Below are 23,014 nucleotides of genomic sequence, written 5' to 3' on the forward strand. Positions count from 1 at the left end.
GATAAATAGCTGGTTATTTCATTAAAATAACCAGCTTGTTTTAAATTTACTTTCTTTCTTCAATTGGAATGTAGGGTCTCCTGGGATATCCTATGTAGATTTGGCGTGGCCTTCCGATCTTTGTATTAGAATCCTCTATCATTTCTTTCCACTGGGCAATCCAACCTGGCATTCTACCCATAGCAAACATAACTGTGAACATATTCGTTGGAATCCCAATCGCTTTGTAAATGATTCCCGAATAAAAATCCACATTTGGATATAGTTTTCTTTCGATGAAGTAATCATCATTAAGGGCTCGTTCTTCTAATTTTTTCGCAATTTCTAAGAGGGGATCATTCATCCCAAGTTTATTTAAAACCTCATCAGCCATTCGTTTAATAATTTTAGCACGCGGATCAAAGTTTTTGTAAACTCGATGACCAAATCCCATCAAACGGAAGGGATTATTTTTATCTTTTGCTAAATTTATGTATTTATCAACATTCCCACCATCTTCATAAATCATTTGTAGCATTTCAATCACTTCTTGGTTTGCTCCACCATGCAAAGGACCCCACAGAGCACAAACGCCACTTGCAATGGCAGCAAAAATATTTGCTCTACTGGAGCCAACCAGTCTTACCGTTGAAGCTGAACAGTTTTGTTCATGGTCGGCATGAAGAATCAAAAGCACTTCTAAAGCACGTTCTACAACAGGATCAATTTCGTAATCCTCTGCTGGAACCGAAAACATCATATTCAAAAAATTTCCCACGTAGCTTAGACTATTTTTAGGATATACAAAGGGTTGTCCAATGGATTTTTTATAGGAGTACGCTGCTATGGTAGGTGTTTTTGCAATCAAACGAATAATAGAGATTTCACGATGGCTTGGGTTGAGCGGATCCATTTGATCGTTATAATAACCTGACAAAGTTAAGATCATGGAGCTCAATATTGCCATAGGATGGGAGTCCTTGGGAAACCCATCATAAAGTCTTTTTAGATCTTCATGAATCATTGTATGTCGTGTTACATTTGTTTTAAATTTTTGGAATTCTTCTTTTGTGGGAAGTTCACCATAAATAAGCAAATAAGCGACTTCCAAAAAGCTGGATTTTTCCGCTAATTCTTCTATGTCATAGCCTCGATACCGAAGAATGCCCTTTTCTCCATCAATGAATGTAATGGCACTCTTGCAAGAACCTGTGTTCATGTATCCGTCATCTAATGTGATTGCTCCTGTTTGATTTCTTAGCTTTGTGATATCAATTCCGATTTCGTTTTCGGTGCCTTTTATGATGGGTAGTTCTACTTCTTTTCCTAGAATATTTAGTTTTGCCACTTCTGACATTTTTGGGCTCCTTGTGGTTTTTTTCGTAAGAAATAATTTATTTCGTTTTGATTTGCAATCAAATAATTTTGTTAATGTTACCTTGGTTGAAATCTTAATTTAAACCATTCCCTAAAGGAAGAGAATTTATAAAATAGAAGTGGAATGATAAACAAGGTCAGTAATGTTGAAAATAAAAGTCCCCATGCCAAAGCCAAAGATAATGGCACAAGGAATGGGTCTTTCCCACCAATTCCGTAAGCAGTAGGTAAGAGTCCTAAAACTGTGGTCAAAGTTGTAAGAATGATGGGTCTAAGTCGTAAAGAAGCTGCTTCTATAGTGACTTGTTCTAATGATAATTCAGGATTATTTTTTCTTAATTTTTCTGCGAAGTCTATCATCACAATTCCTGAGTTCACAACAACACCAGCAACCCCGACAAATCCTACTAAGGCTAAAAAGCTCAAGGGTTGTTGGTGTAAAACAAAAGAAATGAATATCCCTGATAAAGCAAATGGTATGGTGATTAGCGTTATAAAAGGAAGCAGAATCGAGCCAAATAAAGATGAAAGAATCATAAAATTAATCACAAAACCAATCAGAAAGGCACGTTGAAGGCTTTTCAGAGATTCTTCTGTGTCTTTGTTTTCACCACCGAGTCTTACCGTGTAGCCTGGATATTTTTCTATGATTTCGTTCATAAACTTTCGAATTTGCTGGTTTACCTCAGCTGAGGTGGTTCGTTTTTCATCAATGTCGGCTAAGACCGTTAAAAGACGTTCACCATTAAGATGATTATAAGCAACAACACCTTGTTTTTTTTCAATACGGATTAATTTTTTTACAGGGATCAGTTGACCTAAACGATTCATTACATAAAGAGAATACAATGTATCTATGCTTTTGTGGTATTGGTCATCATAACGAACTCTTATAGAAATTTCTTCTGTTCCTTTTTTGATTGTAGTAGGAACTACTCCCATGAAGGCAGCATTGATTACCAAACTTATACTTTCTACGCTTACATTAGCAATTGAGGCAGCTCTTTCGTCAATCTTGACTCGGATTTCGTATTTTCCTAGCTCAAAGTCGTCATCAACGTTTTTTACACCATCAATCTTTTTTATTCTTTCCTTGAATTCTTCTCCAATTTGTTCAAGAATTTTATAATCTTTTCCAACAATTTCCACAGCAACAGGTCTACCAACGGGTGGTCCACCTCGAAGCAAATCAATTTGAAGTGTCTCCAGTTTTCCTTTAAGGTTTTCGAACTCAGGAAAGATTTTAGGTTCGAATTTTTGATGGGGGTTGAAAATTTCCATTCCTTCTAAAAATTTGGGATTGATGAGCCACGCCGTTTCTTCTCGAATCTGTCTAATGATTTCCTCACCACTTCGTTTTCTTTTTCCTTCAGGTGTTAAATATACCAGTGCCATTGCGTAGTTGGTTCCTCGTTTTGTGAAAGGGTCTGTAGGGTTTTGTTGAGAAATTCCAGCAGCGGTTCGGTAGTTTTCAATTTCTTCTTTGGGTAAGGACTCAATCACTTTACTTATGTATTGATTGAATTTATCCATTTCTTCGAGCGGTGTAGATGGATCAGCCTTCATTTTGATGAAAAAGGCTTCTACTGCCCCAGTGAATAGTTTGAACTTTCCAACAGTAATTTGCAAAACAAAAGAAAAAATCAAAAATCCAACCGTAGCTCCAAGAGATATCCATTTGTGTTTTAAAACCCATTTGAGAGCGGGTTCATAGATGTTTTTGCGGAATTGATAAAATCGATTGCTTTCTCCTTTGATTTCTTTTGTGGATTTAGAAAATTTGTTGATATCATATAAATGCCCTGGCAAAATAAAAAAAGCTTCAAATAATGAAGCAAGAAGAGTCAAAATCACAACTAAGGGAATGTAATACACAAACTTACCAAAGATACCACTCATGAACATCAAGGGGGCAAAAGAAACAATGGTTGTGATCACAGAAGCAAAAACAGGAGCAATAACTTCTGAGGTTCCTTTTACGGCTGCCTCAAAAGATGATTTCCCTTGTTCCAAATAACGATAGAAGTTTTCGCTCACAACAATCGCATCATCCACTAAGATACCAATCACAATAATCATCCCCACCATAGAGATAAGATTTAGAGTCACTCCCAAAAACTTGAAGCTTATAAAAGCTGTTCCCAAGGCAATAGGAATTCCCAAAGCCACCATGATGGCTGTTCTCCAGCCTAAAAAGAAAAACAAAGAAACCACTACCAAAAATAGTCCAGTTAATGCATTGTTGATTAAGATGTTGAGTCTTCTTTTCACATAAAAAGAAACATCATTTTGGATTTCTACTTGGATGTTGTTGGGAAGGAGTTTCTTGAAGTTCTGAACCTTCTCTTGAACCCTGGCTACAGTGTCGATGATGTCTCCTTGCTCTTTTTTGGCAACAATGAGGGTGATGGCTATTTTCCCATTGGTTCGGTAAATATAAGGTTCTTTTTCAAAATCTTCTTCTACTCTGCTAATGTCTTTTATTCTAACTCCTTGTCCCAGTTCATTCGAACGTATAATGAAATTTTCAATATCACTAATTGAAGTAAATTCTCCTATTGTCCTAACAATTTGAGACATCCCATTGACGATAACTTCACCGCCGGGAAAATTAATGTTTCTTTGTTGGAGTGATAGAAGAATTTGTTCTATGCTTATGTAGTTTTCTTGAATCTTTTTCGGATCAAGTTTGATGACATATTCTAAATCTTGCCAGCCTCGTCTCGATACATTAGCAACAGAATCGATCGTTTTTAAATCTGCCTCTAAAATTTCTGCATATTCTCGTAAAGTTTTGTAAGAAACTTCATTTTCATCTGCTAATAAATTCACTTCAATTACAGGGATTTGTCTTGATGAGACTTCGATAATTAAAGGTTTTTCTACATCTTTGGGAAGAGTGTTTACTCTATCAATTGCGCTGCGAATGTCTTCAATCACTTTTCGTGGGTTCTTTGCATCAGGATCAATAATAACGTTAATTCCTGAGCGATTTTCTATCGAAGAAGAACGTATTTCTTTTATTCCTTCAATACCTTTGATTTGATCTTCAATGGGATTGGTGATCAATTTTTCAACTTCTTCGGGAGAAGCACCGGGAAATACGGTAGTAATTACGACTACATCAAAATCGATTGGAGGGAATGCCTCACGATTGATAGTGAATGCCACGTAGCTTCCCCATCCAATCAAAAGAAGACTCAAAGTATTTCCAAAAATACTTTTTCTAAGGAAAAATTCTATAATGGCTTGCATATATATATAAAAATTATCCTTAACCAAATGGTAAATATTTTTATTATGATTAAGAATTACTGAAAAATTATTGCGAAATGAGAATGTATTTCAGACTGAAATATCGTTAATTATTATTTAATGGAATACTGATTTAATGATATTTTTGGATAACTACATTTTTTGATTATTAAAACTTCGATAATGAAGTTCGTAGATGATGGGGAGAATTCTCCCCAATTAAATATCCTTTAAGTTGGGTTTAATCATTTCTTCTGGTTTTACATATCGATCATATTCTTCCGCTGTTAGGAGTCCTAGTTCGATAGCAGCTTCTTTGAGGGATTTTCCTGTTTTGTAGGCGTGCTTTGCAATCTTTGCTGCGTTGTCATATCCGATGTAGGGGTTCAATGCTGTGACTAACATTAAAGAGTTATTTAGGTGTTTTTGAAGATTTTCGTAGATAGGTTCGATTCCAATGGCACATCTATCATTAAAGTTTCTACATGCATCACCTAATAGTCGAATGGAATGAAGGACATTATGAATGATCATGGGTTTATAAACATTCAATTCAAAGTTTCCACCAGAACCCCCGAAATTAATGGCAACGTCATTTCCCATCACTTGACAGCAAACCATGGTCATGGCTTCGCTTTGAGTAGGATTGACTTTCCCGGGCATGATGGAGCTTCCCGGTTCATTTTCAGGTATTCGGATTTCAGCCAAGCCACTTCGTGGTCCACTTGCCATCCAACGGATGTCATTGGCAATTTTCATTAAATCTGCTGCAAGGGTTTTCAAAGTTCCATGAAAGTTCAAAAGAGCTCCATGGGAAGTCAACGCTTCGAATTTATTAGGAGCACTCACAAAAGGAAATCCTGTGAGTTCTGCGATCTTTTTCGCAACTCGTTCAGGAAATTCTGGATGAGCGTTGATACCCGTTCCGACCGCTGTTCCTCCCAAGGCAAGCTTATACACATCATCCAGTGATTTTTTGATTCTCTCAATAGCATAATCCAGCATAGCCACGTATCCAGAGAATTCCTGACCTAACGTGATGGGGGTTGCATCCATCAAATGGGTTCTTCCAATCTTGATGATGTCCTTGAATTCTTTGGATTTTTGATAGAGAGTATCTCGTAAGATTTTTATATTTGGTATGAGGTGATTCCACGTTCGTTCTACGGTGGCAATGTGCATCGCTGCTGGGAAAGTATCGTTCGAGCTTTGAGATTTATTGACGTGATCATTGGGATGAACGGGTTTTTTAGAGCCCAATTCGCCACCTGCCATTTCAATGGCACGATTGGAGATTACTTCATTAACGTTCATGTTGAATTGGGTTCCACTACCAGTCTGCCATATCACTAAAGGAAAGTGGTCGTCTAATTTTCCTTCAATCACTTCATCAGCAGCTCGAACAATCAAATCCGCAATGTAAGGATCCAAAACTCCTAGTTCTTTATTGACTAATGCTGATGCCTTCTTGATGATTCCGAAAGCCCAAATAAATTCACGTGGAAAGTGATCTTGACCTATCTTAAAGTTTTCTAACGAACGTTGGGTTTGGGCACCCCAATACTTATCTGCGGGAACTTGGATTTCACCCATTGTGTCTTTTTCAATGCGGTATTGTTTTTCACTCATAAATCTCTCCTGATAATTGAGTCTTTTGTGAAATTCTCTTTTGAGTCAATCGATTTCAAAAAAAATAAGATGTTCGGGAAAGTAGGATTTAAATGATTATGTTTGATTTTCTGGTTGTTTTAGAATTCTTCTGAAAGAAGGAGGATAATCAATTTCTAAAATATATGTTTTTGTCAATATGTCCATTTCCAAAAATTCAACTTTGCTTTGGAAGAAGCAATCATAGTTGCCTTGTTTGGTTTCGAAATCTAATCGATCTTCGTGTTTTAGTTTTTCTATCCAAGGATTTTCAGGAATCCTCAGACTGATTCTTTTTTCTGTTTCAAAGAGAATTTCACATGGGATTTTTTGATTTTTATAAAGAATAAAAACTTCTTCACTTCCTTTCAGAATTGGCATGGATTAAAAATTATAATTTTTATTCATCTTTTTGTCAAAATCTTTTTTTGTTTGTCAATCAATAGTATAAAAGACAACAATATTGATTTGTGAATTGACAATAAAAAATATAGTTAATATTCAGAAACAAGCTTCATAGTTTGTGCTTTTCACGTAAATTAAAAAAATTATTTTGTTTTTTATGCATAGTAAAAATCAAATTTATTATCTTTCGGGATTTTTGATAAGCGTCATTGGAATCATTTTGTCTGTCATACTTATTTGTAAGCATGGATTTCCAAACATTTGCACGGGCTCTATGGGGTGTTCGATTGAGGGGGTTGATGGCTGTAAAGAACTGGGAGAAAGTGAATACTCGAAAATTTTTGGGATTCCTATTGCTTATTTTGGTATTATTTTTTATTCATTTTTAGCCTTTTTGTTTGGGTATTCTTTTTTGAAAGAAAAACCAGAACATCCGGAAATCAATCATTCTCGAATATTGCTTTTGTTTTATGCCAGTATCTTTGGAGTCATTTTTGATTCTTTTTTGGGATATATCAATTTTACGAAGTTGATCGTGCCGTGTTTACTTTGTGTTTATACGTATTTTGTGACCTTAGCCATTTTTATTTTGTCGTTGGTGCTTAAGAATCGAAACAAGCCTCAAATCTACATAAGAAAGATTTTTAATCAAGGTTTGATCAACTTGGGTTCGGCGATTATCTTTGCGACTCTTGTAGTAGGAGTCTTCTATGCTTTTGAGAATACTCAAGCAACTTCTCAAACCAAAAGCGTATTACTTCCATCAGATAAAGTCAAAGACTACTTGAATGATTTTTACGCTCTCAAAGAATACTCCTTATCAACCAAGGATCTAAAAACCTACGAAGGAAGTTTAGATGGCTATATTGTGATTCATAAGTTTGCTGATTTTCTTTGTCCCCATTGTTATGATACTGCACAACTCTTACAAAAAGCTTTGCAAAGATGGCCTGGACGAATTTTAGTGTATTATCGTCAATTTCCGTTGGATTCAACTTGTAATAAAGACCTTACCTCTCCTCCGAGAAAGCCTTATGGTGATTGGCGTTGCAACGGTGCCTTAGCTGCCGTTTGTGCCGGGGATTACCCACAATTTGCAGAATTCTATCATCAAATCTTTGCTTTGCAAGATCAACAACTTCCCATTGATTTAGAGCAATTACAAAGAATAAGCAAGAACTTAGACATTCCATGGAATAAGCTTTTTATGTGTATGACAAGTCCTTTTGCTCAACAAAAGATCAACCGTGATGTCGAAGATGCTAGAATTGTAGGTATAAATTCTACTCCTACAGTGTTAGTAAATAATCGACTTGTCTCAAGAGGAACACCTGATGAAACCTACTTCTTTTATTTACTGGATGCCTTGGTTTACGAGAAAGAAGGAGAATCAGCCTATCAAGAGTTTAACGAGCGGATGAAAAAACAAGGGAAGTAACTATGAACGTTTATGAGGGTTCATTACTAAATGCTCCAAAATACAAATACGCCATTGTGGTTTCAAGATGGAATGAGTTTATCACCGAAAGGCTCAAAGAAGGAGCTCTTTTGGCATTACGTAAACATGGAGTTCCCGAAGAGAATTTCGATGTTTTTTATGTCTCAGGTTCTTTTGAGTTGGGATCAACGGCTAAAAAGATTGCTCTAACAAAAAATTATGATGGGATTTTATGCATTGGTTGTGTGATACGGGGAGCTACCGACCACTACGATCACGTAGCAAGTCAAGCGGCAAGCCAGATTGCCCGAGCAAGCATGGACACAAACATTCCGATAATTTTTACGGTTTTGACTACGGATACAATTGAGCAAGCCATTGAACGTGCAGGAACAAAATCAGGAAATAAAGGCTACGAAGGTGCTATTACCCTCATGGAAATGTGTGATTTGTATCACAAAATAGAAAAGCTATAAAACCTATGCCAGAACCACAAAAACGAATCTATATTCGATTAAAACCAACGAAAAAACCCGATCCACGTTCAAATGCTAAGCACAAAAATTTTAACCTTCGAGAGATTGCTTTGCAGGGGCTATTTCAGATGGAAGTAGCTCACGTTCCCTCAGAAGAAATCATAAAATTGGAGTGGGTTCATTCAAATCTAAACGACGAAGAACGTAAATTTATAGAAGACTTAATTTTAGGAACAGCTGAATTAGAGATAGAAATAGAAAAGATTTTGCAAAAATACAGCAAAAGGAATTTAGAAACTCTCTCGAGTATAGTGCGTTGTGTTTTGAAATTAGGAACTTATGAACTACTTAAAGGTGAATTCCCTGGTTCCATCATTATTGACTCTTATTGTAGGTTGACACGAAAGTATGATGACGACCATGCAGTCAAATATACTAATGCGATATTAGATAAAATTTATAAATTCATTTTACAAAAACAACAAGAAAATTAAATTTCTATGGATAAAAATAGAATTCTTCTTGATCTTCCGGAAGAGTCGCCTCCACATAAGCAAGAAGAATCACAACAAACCATTCCCAAAAAGTATTTTTATATCTTGATAGGTGCTTTTACAGCCATTGTGGTGTTTTTTTTGATTGGAGGTTTTTATTGGTATTGGCAGAAATCAAAAGAACAAGTCAATGAAGGTAAAGATCCTTTTTTAAAAAACTTACCCGAGCTAAGTTTAGCTCTAAAAGAAAAATATTACTATCCACGAGAGCTCATCACACCAGCTTTAGAATCAGCGGTAAAACTTTACAAAGAAGGTTTCTTGAGCAAAGCTGAAAAGGAATTCCAGTCAATCATTAATCACTCGGCAGATCCATTAGAAAAATCTGTTGCATATACTTACTTAGGTATCATTTCTTTGGATTTGGAAAAATTTCCTTTAGCAAAACATTATTTTCAATTGGCATTAAAATTCAAAGAAAACTATATACCCGCGGTAGTGAATTTGGCAATTACGGAATACAAATTGGGAAATGTCGATGAAGCCTATCGATTAGCAGAGACGGCAAAGACGTTGTCTCCGAATGACTCTTTAGTAGCTCTTTTGACGGGCAATCTTCTCATGAATGTACAAGGGGCATCGGAAGCAGAAAAAGAATTCCGTCGAGGAGTTCAGTTAGAACCCGAAGAACCAATCAATCGTTATAATTTAGCAATCTCTTTATTACGTCAGGGGAAAGCTCAAGAAGCAGTGGTTGAATTTCAACATTTTCTTACTCTCTATCCAACTCATGCATTAGTTCCAAATGTATTAGCGTATTTAGGGCAGATTTATTATAGTGTCGATCAATACGAGAGGGCATTGGAGTATTACAAAAGAGCTGTGGGACTTGCGCCCGATAATGCCAAATTCTACTATAATTTGGGAGTAATTTACCTACGATTGAAAGATGAAGTTTCAGCAAAAGAAGCTTTTAAAAAAGCCATGAACTTAGGAGCTACCGATCCAGAAGTTTTTGAAAAATTGTCCTACGCTTTTGAAGAATTTCAGGATTTAGATTTAGCCATCAAAACTTTAGAGCGATCCATCCAATATCATCCTGATCACATACCTACTTTGTTTCGATTAGCAGAACTTTATCAAAAAAAGAATGACTACTTAAAATCAGCTGAAGTTTACAGAAAAATTGTCAATCGAACTCCGGGAACAGAAGATACCATCCGAGCCCTCAAAGAATTAGGAAACCTTTACATTAAAATGGAAAGGTATGAAGATGCAGTGTTTGTTCTAAAGAAAGCTGTAGATATTGATCCCAACCCCAAAGCGGAAGTCCTTTACGAATTAGGAAGGGCATATTATCATGGGGGAAGGAAAGACAAAGCAATTGAAGTTTGGAAGTATGCCTTAGATAAATCCAGCGTAAATCCCGAAGAAAAAGAAAAGCTTCATATCATTTTGGCAAAAGCCTATCAAAACTTAGGTTCTTATGATTTGGCACTTCAAGAATTAAAGAAGATTAACATTCATTCAGGAAATGCAAGTAAAATTAATTATGAATACGGACTTTTATACAAAAACCTAAAAAATTATGATCAAGCCATTGCTCATTTTCTAAAGGTTTTTGAATCCATTGACTCAAGTATAGAGCAAAAAAAAGAATCAGCAATGCACATAGCGGAGATTTATCTTCTCACAAAAGATACTCAACAATTGGATTTTGCGAAAACATGGATCAACAAGGCAATTCGTTTAGATAACGAAGATCCGAAATTAAAAATCATCAAAGCCAAGATACATTTAGCGAGTTCAACATTAACTGACATAGAGCAGGCAATTGAAATTTTACTTCCCATGACGTATGAGGAATTACCCCCAAGTTTGATGAAAGAAGTCTATTTAACTTTGGGAGAAGCCTACTATACTAACAAAGAATACCAACGAGCTCTACAATCCTTCAATAAAGTCTTAAGTATAGATCCCTTTGATGAACAAGCTCTTCAATATAGGCAAAAAACCATAGCTTATCTTGAAGGGAAACGATGAGGTGGATGTTGTTTTTTTTATTTGTATTTTTGAATACGAAAATTTTAGGTCTTGACCTCTCGAAAGAAAATTTATACCAAATGTTGGAAAAAGGAGGAGAAGATCGGCTTCGTGCTATATGGTTAAGTTATGAGACACGACAATATGTTTTATTTCGTATTGCTGCGAATTTCTTGTTAGAAAGTGAAAACGAAGAAGAGCATTTACTGGTTCTTCGCATTTTTGATTTATTAGGTCAGGATTTGGAATGGGTTCTTCCAAATTGGCACATTCTATTAGATGAATTTTTGACAATCAAGCGTTCTAAGGAAGTATTGATTCCTTCTTTGAATTTGATCAAAAAGTGGAAAGAACGAAAATTGATTTATGCTTTGATCCGTTTAACAAAACATCCTGAGTATGAAATTCGTAGGATGTCTTTGGAAGTATTACAGGAACTAAGTAGTGATCAAATCGTTCCTGTGATCATTCAGTATCTAAAATCTCCCAGTAATCTTACAAAAATATATGGTTTAGAAATCAGCTATTATTACAAAGATAATCGTTTGATTCCATTTTTACGAGAGCTGATCCAACATCCAAACAAATCTGTTAGGATTTACGCCATCAGAGCTCTTTCAGAATATGAGAACGAACATTTTTACATTTTTAGAAATTATCCAACAGAAACTGAAGAAGTTCAGAAAGTGATGATTGAAATTATAGGAGAAAAATCATTAACACAATATCAAAATTATGTGTTAGCGGGAATTAGTGATCCTAACAAAAGTATCAGAAAAGCCTCTTTGATTGCAGCAAAGAATTTTCCACAACCCAACTTTATTCAGGCGGTCTCGAACCAACTATTGATTGAGCAGGATGATGAACTCATTATCGAAGGGATTTTGTTATTAAGTCGATTTGGCAAGGATCCCCAAAAAGTCTTGATTCATTTGTTATCCAATCAAAATCCGAAGATACGATTACTATCTTTGCAAACAATCCAAGAATTAAAATTAAGTGATTATTTAGAAGATTTATTATTCTTTTTGGAAAAAGAAAAAGAATCTTCTGTGCATTTAGAAATTGTCTATACTCTTAGTTCTCTTGTGAATGAACGAAACTACAAAATCCTTTTGGAAAGCTTGAATTACTATAAAGAGTTCTTAAATCATCAAGAGAAATACTTGATTTATTCAGCTCTACAACCCTATTTAAGTTTTGGTGAAGAAGTCCAATTGAAAAGATTATTTCAAATTTTTTGATTTATTTTTAATAATATGAACGAAGAGAAAAAATTAGAAAACGTCGACACATTAGAGTCCAGCCAACAAATCACAGAAAAAGTCAGAAAAAGAAAGCCATTTGCAGACGAAATCATCCGGTCAGAAGATGTTCTCTACAAAAGAAAGCGACTAGCCACAAAAGGGGATATCAAAAGAATACGAAAAGAAAGTTTTCGCTACGAAGGGAAAAAGGTCATCACAGATGATGTAAAAAAGCTAAAGTCCTTAGATATAGTTCCAAAAATCCCAAGAGAAGAAATCTATGATTATTATGTAGAGCCTATTAAGATTGAATATTATATTCCAAAAGACTCAAAATTCAAAACAGAAATTCGATATTTATACATTCCTTTGATTGATCCTCCATTTGATGAGCGTTATCCTATATTGAACGAAGCCATGAAGAAAAATCGATTTTTGGATGTGATTGAAGTAATTAATGAATATCCTGAGCACACAACAACTATTTTAGAATCTTATCGAGAAACTTTTACGTATCATGAACAAATCTCCAACTTAATGAAAGAAGCCAGACGAAATCCAGAAAGCTATAGAACAGTTTTTTATCTTTGCGAAACCCTGATGAAGTTTGAACCCACTTTGGCGTATTTAGAAGTTTTGGGGGATTATATCACGTGGAATTTGAATTGGCTAATCCGAAAAATGAATGAACTTCGAATTTCTTTTTCTGCAGAGGATGACACAATCATGTATTTAATTAAAAGAAGAAATATTTATTGGGAAGAAAACCAACTTCCATTTGATGAAAGATTTGAAATTTTAGCTGCCTTATTTTATGATCAAGCCTATCCTAATCGTGGCTTGTCTATTGAAGAACAAGATTATTTTTTTGGCATCTTTGATAAGTAATTATGACTCTGATGCAGAATTGGATGTTTTTAGTAATTTTAACACAATTTCTGGACGAATTCCTGATTGTGCTAGCATCGAAGTAGAAGCTTCCATTAATATTTGTTTCGTTGTGAGGTTAATGATTTCTTCGGCAATATCAGCATCTCGAATCTTTGATTCTGATGCCTGAAAGTTTTCATAAGTAATCATCAGGGTTTTGGCAACATACTCTAAACGGTTATAAAAAGCCCCTAATTCAGCTCGTTGCCTCATGACTCTATCCAGAGCTCTATCAGCAACCTCAATCATTTTGTTTGCTGTGATGGGTGTGGAGATACTTAGTGTTTTGTTTGTTTCATCACGAAAACCCAAAGATCTTGCCGTCATGGTGGAAATGAACGTTCTTTCTCTTTGGTAAGCATTAGGACCAATGTGAAACCAAATTGAACCAATTCGAGAAGTTCTTGAAAATCTTCCCAACAAAAGATCGACTCGATTGAACTCTGCTTGGGAAGCAATCCGATCAATTTCATCAATCAATTGAGAAACTTCAACTTGCATGAGTTGCCGATCCTCTGGAGAGTATATCCCATTACTGGACTTCAAGGCTAAAGCTCGTATTCTATGGATAATTTCTGTAGTTTGTTGTAAATATCCTTCTGTGGTTTGTAGTAGACTCATTCCGTTTTCGGTGTTTCTTTCTGCTTGTTGGATGCCTTTGATCTGGGTTCTCATTTTTTCGGAAACAGCTAAATTTGTAGGATCATCGCTTGCTCGATTGATTCTTAAACCAGTAGCAACCTTTTCAGTAGATTTTTCCAGCTCCCAAAGATGAAACTTCATCATTCGATGAGAATGTAGAGCATTTAGATTATGATGGATTTTCATTAAAGCTGTATCTATAGAGAGATATATAAAAATCTAAAAATATAATATTAAGAACCCGATCTTATCGCAAAAGTTGTAGTACGGATTGTGGTCGTATGTTTGCTTGAGCCAACATTGCCGTTCCACTTTGAACTAGGATCTGATTTTTTGTAAAACTCACAATCGTTTCTGCAATGTCTGCATCACGTATCCTTGATTCAGAGGCTTGGGTATTTTCATACGCAACCATCAAACCTTTTGCTGCATGTTCTAACCGATTGTAATAGGCTCCAAGATCCGCTCTTTGTTTATTGACTCTATCCAATGCTCTGTCCACGATACCAATCAAATTATTCGCGGACTCAGGAACAGATAATGTTACAATCCCACCATCGATTCTTCTTAAGTTTAAAGCCAAAGCCGTCATGGTTTGAATATAAACTCTTTCTCGATGGTATTGATTGGGTCCAATGTGAAACCACATCGAAGAAACACGTGAACCACGAGCAAAATGCCCTTGTAGCAAAGCCATTCGGTTGAATTCTGCTTGAGAGGCAATCCGATCAATTTCATCAATCAATTGAGAAACTTCCACTTGGATCATCTGACGATCTTCTGGCGTATAAATCCCATTGGCTGATTGGATTGCAAGGACACGAATTCTTTGCAAAACATCTGTCATTTGTTGTAGATAACCTTCTGCAGTCTGAATCATGCTCATACCATCTTCTGCATTTCTTTCTGCCTGCCTCAAACCCAAAACTTGTGCTCTCATTTTTTCTGAAACTGCAAGTCCTGAGGCATCATCACCTGCTCTATTGATTCTGAGTCCAGAGGAAAGTTTTTCCATGTCTTTGGAAACTTCCATGTTTTGGAATTTCAAAACACGATGGGCGTTAACCGCCGACAAGTTATGATTGATAATCATTCGCTTCCTCCTAAAGCTATGGGGCTATTTTATTAAAAGTTTCTTATTTCCCCATTTCGAAATTCGGAAAAAAATCAAGCTAACTTAATGCGAAGCTTCAAAAAATCGGAATTTAACAATATAATTTTAGCATTTTTTTATACTTTTTAAGTAAAATTTATTGTCAACAAATATTGATAAATAAAAATATCTTAGTTTACAAAGATTTTATGAAGTTCATTTCTTGAGTTTTATTTACGACATTGAAGGTAAAAATTATTCCTACTCCTGAAAATTAAAATTTTTTTGGATTTGTATGGACAAAGTTTTTATTGAAACTTACGGTTGCCAGATGAACGTTTATGATTCGGGTATAGTAAGGACCTTTTTTCTCAAAAAAAATTTCGAGGTTGCTAATTCCGAAGATCAAGCCGATGTGATTGTGATTAACACATGTGCGGTGAGGGAAAATGCCCAAGAACGTGTATATGGTAAACTTCAATCCCTTTACTCTATAAAAAAACGTAATCCTTCAATCATTATTGCTATCATTGGTTGTATGGCACAAAATTTAGGGGATGATTTGTTTGCGATGGGGCTTCCCATCGACATTGTTTTGGGACCCGATAACTACCGGAATTTGCCAGAGATTGTAGAGCAAATCCGAACCAAAAAAGAGCACAAATTTCAACTAACAAAACTTTCCTCGAACGAAGTATATGATGACATAGAACCAGAAGTAATCGAAGGTTGTAGTGCTTTTGTTACCATCATGCGGGGATGTGATAATTTTTGTTCTTTTTGTGTGGTACCTTATACTCGTGGGAGAGAAAGAAGTAGAAATCCAAAAAGCATTATCAAAGAAATTCAAAACCTGATTGAACGTCATCAGATTAAAGAAGTCACGCTATTAGGACAAAACGTCAATTCATATCGATATGAAGGTTATGATTTTACTGATCTTGTTCAAATGATATTAGATCAAACTTCCATTCAACGGATTCGTTTTACCTCACCACATCCCAAAGATTTTCCAAAAAAACTCATCAAGCTTATGTCTCAAGAACCACGATTCTGCAATAGCATCCATTTACCTTTGCAATCGGGTTCCACAAGGATTTTACAACGAATGCATCGAAACTATACCAGAGAAGAATATTTAGAGCTCGTCCATCAAATCAGAAGTGAGATCCCAGAAGTGGGTTTATCAACCGATATTATCGTAGGTTTTTCTGACGAAACCTTGGAGGATTTTGAAGAAACCTTGGAGGTAGTCAAAACTGTGCAATTTGATATGGCATATATGTTTTATTACTCTGAACGGGAACACACAATTGCGAAAAGAAAATATAAAGATAACATTCCTTATGAAGAAAAAATCCGAAGACTCAATCTTTTGATTGAACTTCAAAATTCCATCAGTAAAGAAAAAAACCAAAGAGAAATCGGCAAAGTCTATGAAATTTTGATTGAAGGAAAAAGCCGCAAATCCCAAAAAGATTGGATGGGAAGAACAACATCGGGAAAAGTCGTTGTATTTCCTGATCCCAACGAACTTTATCAAGTGGGGGATTTTGTAAAAGTCGAAATCACAAATGCTACCAAGGCAACCTTGATAGGGAAGGTGATATAAGATGCAGCGACGTTACAAATACCTTGATTTCGTGATGGTGGCATTTGTCACAGTGCTTCTTACATCGAACATCATTGGACCAGCCAAAGTTGCGATTGTCTTTGGATTTGAGTTTGGTGCTGGTGTCTTCTTTTTCCCGTTCAGCTATATCTTTGGAGATATTCTGACGGAAGTATATGGTTATGCAAGAACCCGGAGGACTGTTTGGGTGGGTTTTGCCGCTCTCGCCTTTGCTTCCTTCATGAGCTACGTGATTGTGAGTCTACCACCATCCCCCAATTGGAAACATCAAGAAGCCTATGAAATTGCTTTTGGTATGACCCCCAGAATTGCTTTAGCATCTTTGATTGGTTATTGGGCAGGAGAATTTGCTAACTCCTATGTGATAGCAAAAATGAAGATTTGGTCGAAAGGAAAGTACCTTTGGTCTAGAACCATTGGTTCTACAGTTGTTGGTCAAGCGGTTGATTCTTTGATTTTCTATCCTTTTGCTTTTTACGGATATTGGGGGATCGGAACCATTATACAAGTGACATTTAATGATTATTTACTCAAAGTATTTTGGGAAGCTATCATGACACCTTTTACTTACATAGTGGTTCATTTTCTCAAAAGAGCTGAACAAGAAGACTACTATGACTATCATACGAATTTTACTCCCTTCTCCCTAAAAGATGAGTAAATTTATAAATATTTTTTAATATCCTCGAAAGATTGAAGGTGAAGTATAGCTCCTTCTCTTTCTTTTTGGTCACCGTGTCCGTAATCAGCGGCTATAAAGTAAATCCCGTTTTCGAAAGCTGCTTTTCGATCCGAGTCTCGATCCCCTATGATAACGCATTGCTTAGGCTCAAGTTGGTATTTTTGAATGATATATGCGACCAATTGGGTTTTGTCATGAATTTTTTGGTAATCTAATGTCGGAATTTCTTTGAAGTAAGGATAAGTCTGATTGGCTTTTAAGATAGCTTCTACATAGGGTTTTCTTCCATTTGATGCAGCAAAAAGATTATATTGTTTTTTGTATAGATATTCGATGGTTTCTTTTACGTTTGGATAGTGGAGTCCTTCTCCGTTTTGGATTCGTTTTACAAAGATTTCTAAAATTTTTTGACTGATCTTTTCTCTGCCAACTTCATCGATATCTGGAAGAAGATTAGCAAAGATTTGTTTTACCGGCAAACCGATATGGAGTATAATTTCATCAAATGAAGGAAGTTTTCGTTCGATGTTGGCTTCACGAAAATATTCCTTCATGGCTTCTTGGTAAACTTCTTCAAGCATCTCTACACTTGAGAAAATGGTTCCATCAATATCGAAAAAAAGGTGTCGTATTTGCTTTAGGATTTTTTCTAAATCTTCATTCATCAACTGGGTTTTCATACAATTACTCCAAATCAAAAGATTCGATGAATTGTTCAATTACATCAATGTGTTCTTTCTCAGGATTTTTTAGCAACTTGTCATCGTAATCATAAAGATGTTCATCAAAAATATGAAAATCAAACAATTTCAATTCAAACTCAGGAATGGTGATGATGATGTTTTCTGTGTGGATATCTAAGATCAATTTTTCTTCTCTGGCTAATCGTTGTGTGAAGTTAGCAAGTCTTTGCAAATCTTCTTTGATTTTGTATAGAACTCTTTTTTTGATGTTTGAAAATACCCCAATGTCAAATTCGAATTTATACTTTGGAGGTGTTATCCAGCGCAAAAGTAAATTTTCTGGATAAACCCTTTTTCCTGATTTAATCAGTTCTTTTAGGTGTTTTCCTGCTAAAAGAACCTGAACATCCATTGGTTTGATGGCAAAAAACACGCTATCATTCAAAAAATGTCTTCGGTATTGCATTCCTATAAAAAACCTCGTAGGGATAATAAGATCAGGAAGATTTTCTTTCACAATGGCATAGTGATAACGTTCTAATCCCAAACGTAAAAACTGAAACCACAAAAATTCTTTTTGGAAACGATTCAGACCTTTAGAAAAGTGTTCGTAAAGTTGTAATTCTTCAGAAGTCAAAAAACGCTCAGGTTTTTTTCTTACTTCTGTAAATAAACTACCACAAAGAGGATCCGAGGGTAGAATCATTTTTGAAACCTTGATCACCATCTTCCAGGGAAGAGCATAAACGAATTTGTAGGAACCCCTTCCAAGAAAGGTATCATACGATATAGGCATGAATTCATCCAAGAATTCTCTTCCGTATCGGTACCTCAGGCGAAAGGCGTAAGTAACAGGAAACGTTCTTTCGAAGATTTTTCGAAAAAAACCCAGTTTTCGAAGTTCCAAGTTAAGGGGGATTTCATCAATCGATGGGGCAAGGGTTTCTCGTGCTTTTTGAAGTGCTCTTTCAATCCAGTCTTCAGAAATGATTTCTGTAATACTGCTAAGAGAAGTTTTAAATAAAAGGTTTCGTTCTTCTAAATCCCGTTTTGCTTTTTGAATGCGTTCTCTGACTCGAAGAAAAATTTCTTTTAGCTTCACTTCAAAATCATCATAGAAAATTTTTCTTTTATTGTGAAAAGGAATTTTCATAAGTTGAGATAGTATGATTTTCTTTGACGTCGTTTGAGAAAAAAAATTTTTGACTTCATGAAAGAGCTACCACGCCATCCAATCGTAGGCGTGATTATGGGAAGTGTTTCTGACTTGGAAACAATGAAAGAAGCAGTGGAAATTCTTTCAAATTTTCAGATTCCTCACGAAGTGAAAATTGTTTCTGCTCATCGCACTCCCGAGTGGATGTTTGAGTACGCAAAAACTGCTGAAGAACGAGGAATTGAAGTAATCATCGCAGCTGCAGGAGGAGCCGCCCATTTGCCTGGAATGACGGCATCCATAACGACTCTTCCTGTGATCGGAGTTCCTATTTTATCCAAAAGCTTGAATGGTTTGGATTCTCTTTTATCGATTGTGCAAATGCCTGCAGGGATTCCTGTAGCTACCGTAGCAATTGGAAATGCGGGAGCTAAAAATTCAGCACTTCTTGCCATACGTATCTTGAGTATCAAATACAAAGAGTTGAGTCAAAAACTCAAAGAATACTATCAACAACTAAAAGAATCCGTGCTTTCTGAAAATGAAAAACTTCAAGCTTAAAAAAACTATTGGGATTATTGGTGGTGGACAGTTAGGAAGGATGATGGCATATGAAGCCTATAAGATGGGGTTTTTTGTGTATGTTTTGGATCCTGATCCTGATGCCCCTGCAATGCAGATTTGTCATAAACCCATAGTTGCTTCATATGATGATGAAGGAGCCATCTTCCAAATGGTAAAAGAATGTGATGTGATTACATATGAGTTTGAAAACGTCAATCCCGAGCTTTTGTTGGAGTTTCGAAAAGAGATACCTATCCATCCTAATCCAGAAATCCTAAAGATTTCCAAAAATCGAAACAAAGAAAAAGAATTAGCCCATCGATACGGGATCAGCATTCCCAAAATCTTTCCCATCAGGACCGTTCAGAATCAAAAAGAATCCATAGAAACACTTTATCATGAGCTAAGAAAAACAAATATCGACTGGATCATAAAAACAGCAGAGGGTGGTTATGACGGAAAGTTCCAGATTTTCTTTCCTTCACAAACCATTACGCTCAGTGACTTCGAACAAAAACTAAGTGAGATTTTTCGTGCTTTCAAAAAAGACACGATTGAAATCATCATCGAAGAACGATTGAACTTCTCTTTTGAGTTTAGTGTGATTTCTTGTGGCATCAAGGATCAAAACGGGAACTACCGAATAGAGTTTTTTCATCCTTTCATCAACTATCATAAAGATGGGATTTTAAGAAAAACCTTTCTTTCTCTACAAAAAGAAGTTCAATTCCTTGAAGAACTTCAAAACAAAATCACCCAACTTATGAGGGATTTTGATTATATTGGATTATTGACAATTGAATTTTTTTATAAAGAAAATGAAATTTTTTTCAATGAGATGGCTCCAAGACCTCATAACTCAGGGCACCTTACGATTGAAGCTTATGATTATTCCCAGTTCCATCAACATGTTCGAGCCATCAGTAAACTTCCTGTTCATAAACCCAAGCCTCATTCTTATGCGGGTATGTTGAACCTGGTTTCTTTCAATCGAATAGACGAACAACCTTATCTCGTAGAAGAAATTTTAAAATACCCAAAAACATATTTTCATTACTACGGGAAAAAAGAGGCTAAACAAAAAAGAAAAATGGGGCATATTACAGTGCTTCAATCGGAGTTCCACCACGTTCAAACAATCATTGAAGAGTTAGAAAGAAAAATCTATGCTCACGAATTTATAAACCAATAGCGGTTCCCCCGTCCACACGAATTACATTTCCAGTAATAAAGGAGGCATCATCAGAACACAAAAAGCGAACCATACGTGAGATATCTTTCACTTGAGTGGGGCGACCTAAAGGAATGGATTTTCGGAGTTCTTCTTTCACGGCATCAGGGAGAACAGCAGTAAGATCAGTTTCTACATAACCTGGGCAGATCACATTGCAAAGAATCCCTTTTTTGGCGTATTCCCTTGCTACAACTTTGGTAAAACCGATCAACCCAGCTTTGCTTGCTGCGTAGTTGGCTTGTCCCACCTGTCCTACTAAGCCAGAGATGGAGCTGATGTTGATGATTCTGCCACCGTCTTTTGCTTTCATTAACATAGGTAAGAAAGCTTTTGTAACTAAAAAAGGTCCTTTCAAATTGACGTTGATAACGAAATCCCATTCTTCTTCTTTCATACGAATAAGTAGATTATCTCTGATGACACCAGCATTGTTAACTAAAAAATCCAAACCACCAAACTCTGCTTTGACTTTATTTGCTGCTTCTTGAACTTGGTCGCTTTTGGTAACATCACATGCTATAGGTAAACATCGGACATTGTATTTTTCTGAAATTTCATTGGCAGTTTTTTCACAGTCTTCATACCGTAAATCTAAAATCACTTGATTGGCACCCCATTCGGCTAAATCCTCTGCAATCGCTTTCCCGATACCTCTTGCTGAACCAGTCACTAATGCGACTTTACCACTGAAGAGTCTTTCACTCATAAAAAACAAAGAAAAAAAATTGATTTGAAAATCAAGAAATTTATCTTAAAGAAATGATAGAAATTTCTTTTATAAAATCAAATAGTTAAATTTTTATAATAAATCCAAAATGTTAGTATGCAGCTAAAAGTATGGTTTCGATTTCATTTCGATCTAATTCTCTTGGAGTATTATGAACTAAAGGAAATTGGGAAGCAAAATGAGAAATCTCTGGTAAAATTTCTTTAGGCAAATCAAAATCAGATAATTTATAAGATAAGCCTAGTTCCAAATGAAGTTTTCGAACTCCTTCAATGGCTTTGATGGCTGCTTCGATTATGGTGATTTGGGCAATGTCTTCGTTTAACGCTTGAGCAATCTGAACATAGGTTCTTGCAGAAGTAGTTAGATTATATTCCATGATATGTGGTAATAATATCGCATAAGCTTGATAAAAATCCATACCGCTAAGCAAATGGATGGATAAAGCAATACTATAACTTAATCCTAAACTAGTATTTGAGTGAGCAATTCCACAAACTACATTGGCAATAGCAAGGTTCATCCTCGCTAATTCATTTTCTGGATTTTTCATTAAAGTACGGATACTTCTTGAGACCAAATCAATGGCTTTGAGGGAAGTAGCTGTGATGATTTCGTTGTTTCTTTTTGAAAGAATACTTTCAATTGAAGCTGCTATGATTGCCATAGAGGCTCTTGCTAATTCTAATTTTGTCATGTTTGCAATGATGTTTGGATCAAACAAAATGGCTTGAGGGAAAAATCGGGTATCTCTATGATAAAAAAATGTTTTCTTTTGTTCATCGTAGTTAAAGATGTCTGGAGAAGCCTCTTCTCCCATACTAAATATACTGGGAATACAAATCAAAGGTAAGGGGTCTTTTTTTATTTCAATCTTAGAATTTACCAAGTCATTTGTATAACGATAAAATCGTTGGAGCCCTTCTTCATCAGGAATTTGTACTAAGTAATCATTCGTTGCCAGAAAACACAAGGTCCTAGCAATATGAAACGTAAACTTCCCACCATAAGCAACAACAAGGTCTACTCCACTGCGCTTCAAAAAATAAGCCAAATATTCAATCTGATCATGAGAAGGTCTTTGGGTTAGTTCATCATTGACAATACAAGATATGCCATTTCTTTCCATGCTTGTTTTGAGGATGTAGAAATCATCTTCATTTCGTTGTTCGTTTTTAATGGTAAAGAGAAGAACTCTTTTAGCGAAATCTGCAATGTAGCTACCCATTTTATGGGTTGAGTCTTTTTCGATGTGGATTTTAATGGGGAACTGAAAGTGAACCCATTCGAATGGCATAACCAATAGTTA

The 23,014-nt window shown here is 35.7% G+C and carries 20 protein-coding genes; 10 read left to right on the forward strand and 10 right to left on the reverse strand.

Annotated elements, in window-relative coordinates; all coding sequences use genetic code 11:
• Window positions 1-46: 46 nt before the first annotated feature.
• From NZ853_07845 to NZ853_07860, 4 genes are all read right to left on the reverse strand, one after another.
• The gene (locus tag NZ853_07845; GenBank protein MCS7205594.1) at window positions 47-1,336 is read right to left on the reverse strand and encodes a citrate synthase; all 1,290 of its coding nucleotides are present in this window, start codon (window positions 1,334-1,336) and stop codon (window positions 47-49) included.
• 77 nt (window positions 1,337-1,413) lie between these two features.
• Window positions 1,414-4,611 (reverse strand): efflux RND transporter permease subunit, encoded by a 3,198-nt coding sequence (locus NZ853_07850; protein MCS7205595.1) that lies wholly within the window; start codon window positions 4,609-4,611, stop codon window positions 1,414-1,416.
• Window positions 4,612-4,830: 219 nt separating this feature from the next.
• Entirely contained in the window at window positions 4,831-6,240 is a 1,410-nt protein-coding gene (gene fumC, locus NZ853_07855) for a class II fumarate hydratase (GenBank protein ID MCS7205596.1), read from the reverse strand.
• A 96-nt stretch (window positions 6,241-6,336) separates the two neighbouring features.
• Window positions 6,337-6,639 carry a hypothetical protein gene (locus NZ853_07860; protein MCS7205597.1) on the reverse strand — a complete coding sequence of 101 codons (303 nt, stop codon included), beginning with the start codon at window positions 6,637-6,639 and terminating at the stop codon, window positions 6,337-6,339.
• Between the two features lie 181 nt (window positions 6,640-6,820).
• Here NZ853_07860 and NZ853_07865 point away from each other — a divergent pair, with 181 nt between their 5' ends.
• Genes NZ853_07865 through NZ853_07890 form a run of 6 tightly spaced genes read left to right on the forward strand, consistent with a single transcriptional unit; the run spans window position 6,821 to window position 13,249 of the window.
• Window positions 6,821-8,101 (forward strand): thioredoxin domain-containing protein, encoded by a 1,281-nt coding sequence (locus tag NZ853_07865; protein ID MCS7205598.1) that lies wholly within the window; start codon window positions 6,821-6,823, stop codon window positions 8,099-8,101.
• A 2-nt stretch (window positions 8,102-8,103) separates the two neighbouring features.
• Window positions 8,104-8,577: a 6,7-dimethyl-8-ribityllumazine synthase gene (gene ribH / locus NZ853_07870; GenBank protein MCS7205599.1), complete on the forward strand. Its 474-nt coding sequence runs from the start codon at window positions 8,104-8,106 to the stop codon at window positions 8,575-8,577.
• A gap of 5 nt (window positions 8,578-8,582) precedes the next feature.
• Window positions 8,583-9,071: a hypothetical protein gene (locus NZ853_07875; GenBank protein MCS7205600.1), complete on the forward strand. Its 489-nt coding sequence runs from the start codon at window positions 8,583-8,585 to the stop codon at window positions 9,069-9,071.
• A gap of 6 nt (window positions 9,072-9,077) precedes the next feature.
• Complete coding sequence (locus NZ853_07880; protein ID MCS7205601.1) at window positions 9,078-11,114, forward strand: tetratricopeptide repeat protein; 2,037 nt, start codon at window positions 9,078-9,080, stop codon at window positions 11,112-11,114.
• Window positions 11,111-12,358 carry a HEAT repeat domain-containing protein gene (locus NZ853_07885; protein MCS7205602.1) on the forward strand — a complete coding sequence of 416 codons (1,248 nt, stop codon included), beginning with the start codon at window positions 11,111-11,113 and terminating at the stop codon, window positions 12,356-12,358. The genes NZ853_07880 and NZ853_07885 overlap by 4 nt, the downstream gene beginning before the upstream one ends.
• Before the next feature lie 15 nt (window positions 12,359-12,373).
• Complete coding sequence (locus tag NZ853_07890) at window positions 12,374-13,249, forward strand: hypothetical protein (protein MCS7205603.1); 876 nt, start codon at window positions 12,374-12,376, stop codon at window positions 13,247-13,249.
• Here NZ853_07890 and NZ853_07895 read toward each other — a convergent pair whose 3' ends face one another.
• Window positions 13,250-14,119: a flagellin gene (locus tag NZ853_07895; GenBank protein ID MCS7205604.1), complete on the reverse strand. Its 870-nt coding sequence runs from the start codon at window positions 14,117-14,119 to the stop codon at window positions 13,250-13,252.
• A gap of 61 nt (window positions 14,120-14,180) precedes the next feature.
• Complete coding sequence (locus NZ853_07900; GenBank protein MCS7205605.1) at window positions 14,181-15,026, reverse strand: flagellin; 846 nt, start codon at window positions 15,024-15,026, stop codon at window positions 14,181-14,183.
• A 295-nt stretch (window positions 15,027-15,321) separates the two neighbouring features.
• Between NZ853_07900 and miaB the strand changes: the two genes are divergently transcribed.
• Together miaB and NZ853_07910 are read left to right on the forward strand one after the other, a co-directional pair.
• Entirely contained in the window at window positions 15,322-16,638 is a 1,317-nt protein-coding gene (gene miaB / locus NZ853_07905; protein MCS7205606.1) for a tRNA (N6-isopentenyl adenosine(37)-C2)-methylthiotransferase MiaB, read from the forward strand.
• A gap of 1 nt (window position 16,639) precedes the next feature.
• Entirely contained in the window at window positions 16,640-17,320 is a 681-nt protein-coding gene (locus NZ853_07910; protein MCS7205607.1) for a queuosine precursor transporter, read from the forward strand.
• A gap of 2 nt (window positions 17,321-17,322) precedes the next feature.
• Here NZ853_07910 and NZ853_07915 read toward each other — a convergent pair whose 3' ends face one another.
• Window positions 17,323-18,021, reverse strand: a complete 699-nt coding sequence (locus tag NZ853_07915) for an HAD family hydrolase (protein ID MCS7205608.1) — start codon at window positions 18,019-18,021, stop codon at window positions 17,323-17,325.
• A gap of 4 nt (window positions 18,022-18,025) precedes the next feature.
• Entirely contained in the window at window positions 18,026-19,177 is a 1,152-nt protein-coding gene (locus NZ853_07920; protein MCS7205609.1) for a hypothetical protein, read from the reverse strand.
• Between the two features lie 57 nt (window positions 19,178-19,234).
• Between NZ853_07920 and purE the strand changes: the two genes are divergently transcribed.
• On the forward strand, window positions 19,235-19,741 hold the full coding sequence (gene purE / locus NZ853_07925; GenBank protein ID MCS7205610.1) for a 5-(carboxyamino)imidazole ribonucleotide mutase: 507 nt from the start codon (window positions 19,235-19,237) through the stop codon (window positions 19,739-19,741).
• Entirely contained in the window at window positions 19,722-20,936 is a 1,215-nt protein-coding gene (locus NZ853_07930) for a 5-(carboxyamino)imidazole ribonucleotide synthase (protein ID MCS7205611.1), read from the forward strand. Before purE ends, NZ853_07930 begins: the two co-directional genes overlap by 20 nt.
• Here NZ853_07930 and NZ853_07935 read toward each other — a convergent pair.
• Window positions 20,923-21,684 carry a beta-ketoacyl-ACP reductase gene (locus tag NZ853_07935; GenBank protein ID MCS7205612.1) on the reverse strand — a complete coding sequence of 254 codons (762 nt, stop codon included), beginning with the start codon at window positions 21,682-21,684 and terminating at the stop codon, window positions 20,923-20,925. The genes NZ853_07930 and NZ853_07935 overlap by 14 nt on opposite strands.
• Before the next feature lie 112 nt (window positions 21,685-21,796).
• On the reverse strand, window positions 21,797-23,002 hold the full coding sequence (locus NZ853_07940) for an iron-containing alcohol dehydrogenase (GenBank protein ID MCS7205613.1): 1,206 nt from the start codon (window positions 23,000-23,002) through the stop codon (window positions 21,797-21,799).
• Between the last annotated feature and the right edge of the window lie 12 nt (window positions 23,003-23,014).

This window comes from Leptospiraceae bacterium (genome assembly GCA_025059995.1).
Lineage (GTDB): Bacteria > Spirochaetota > Leptospiria > Leptospirales > Leptonemataceae > SKYB61.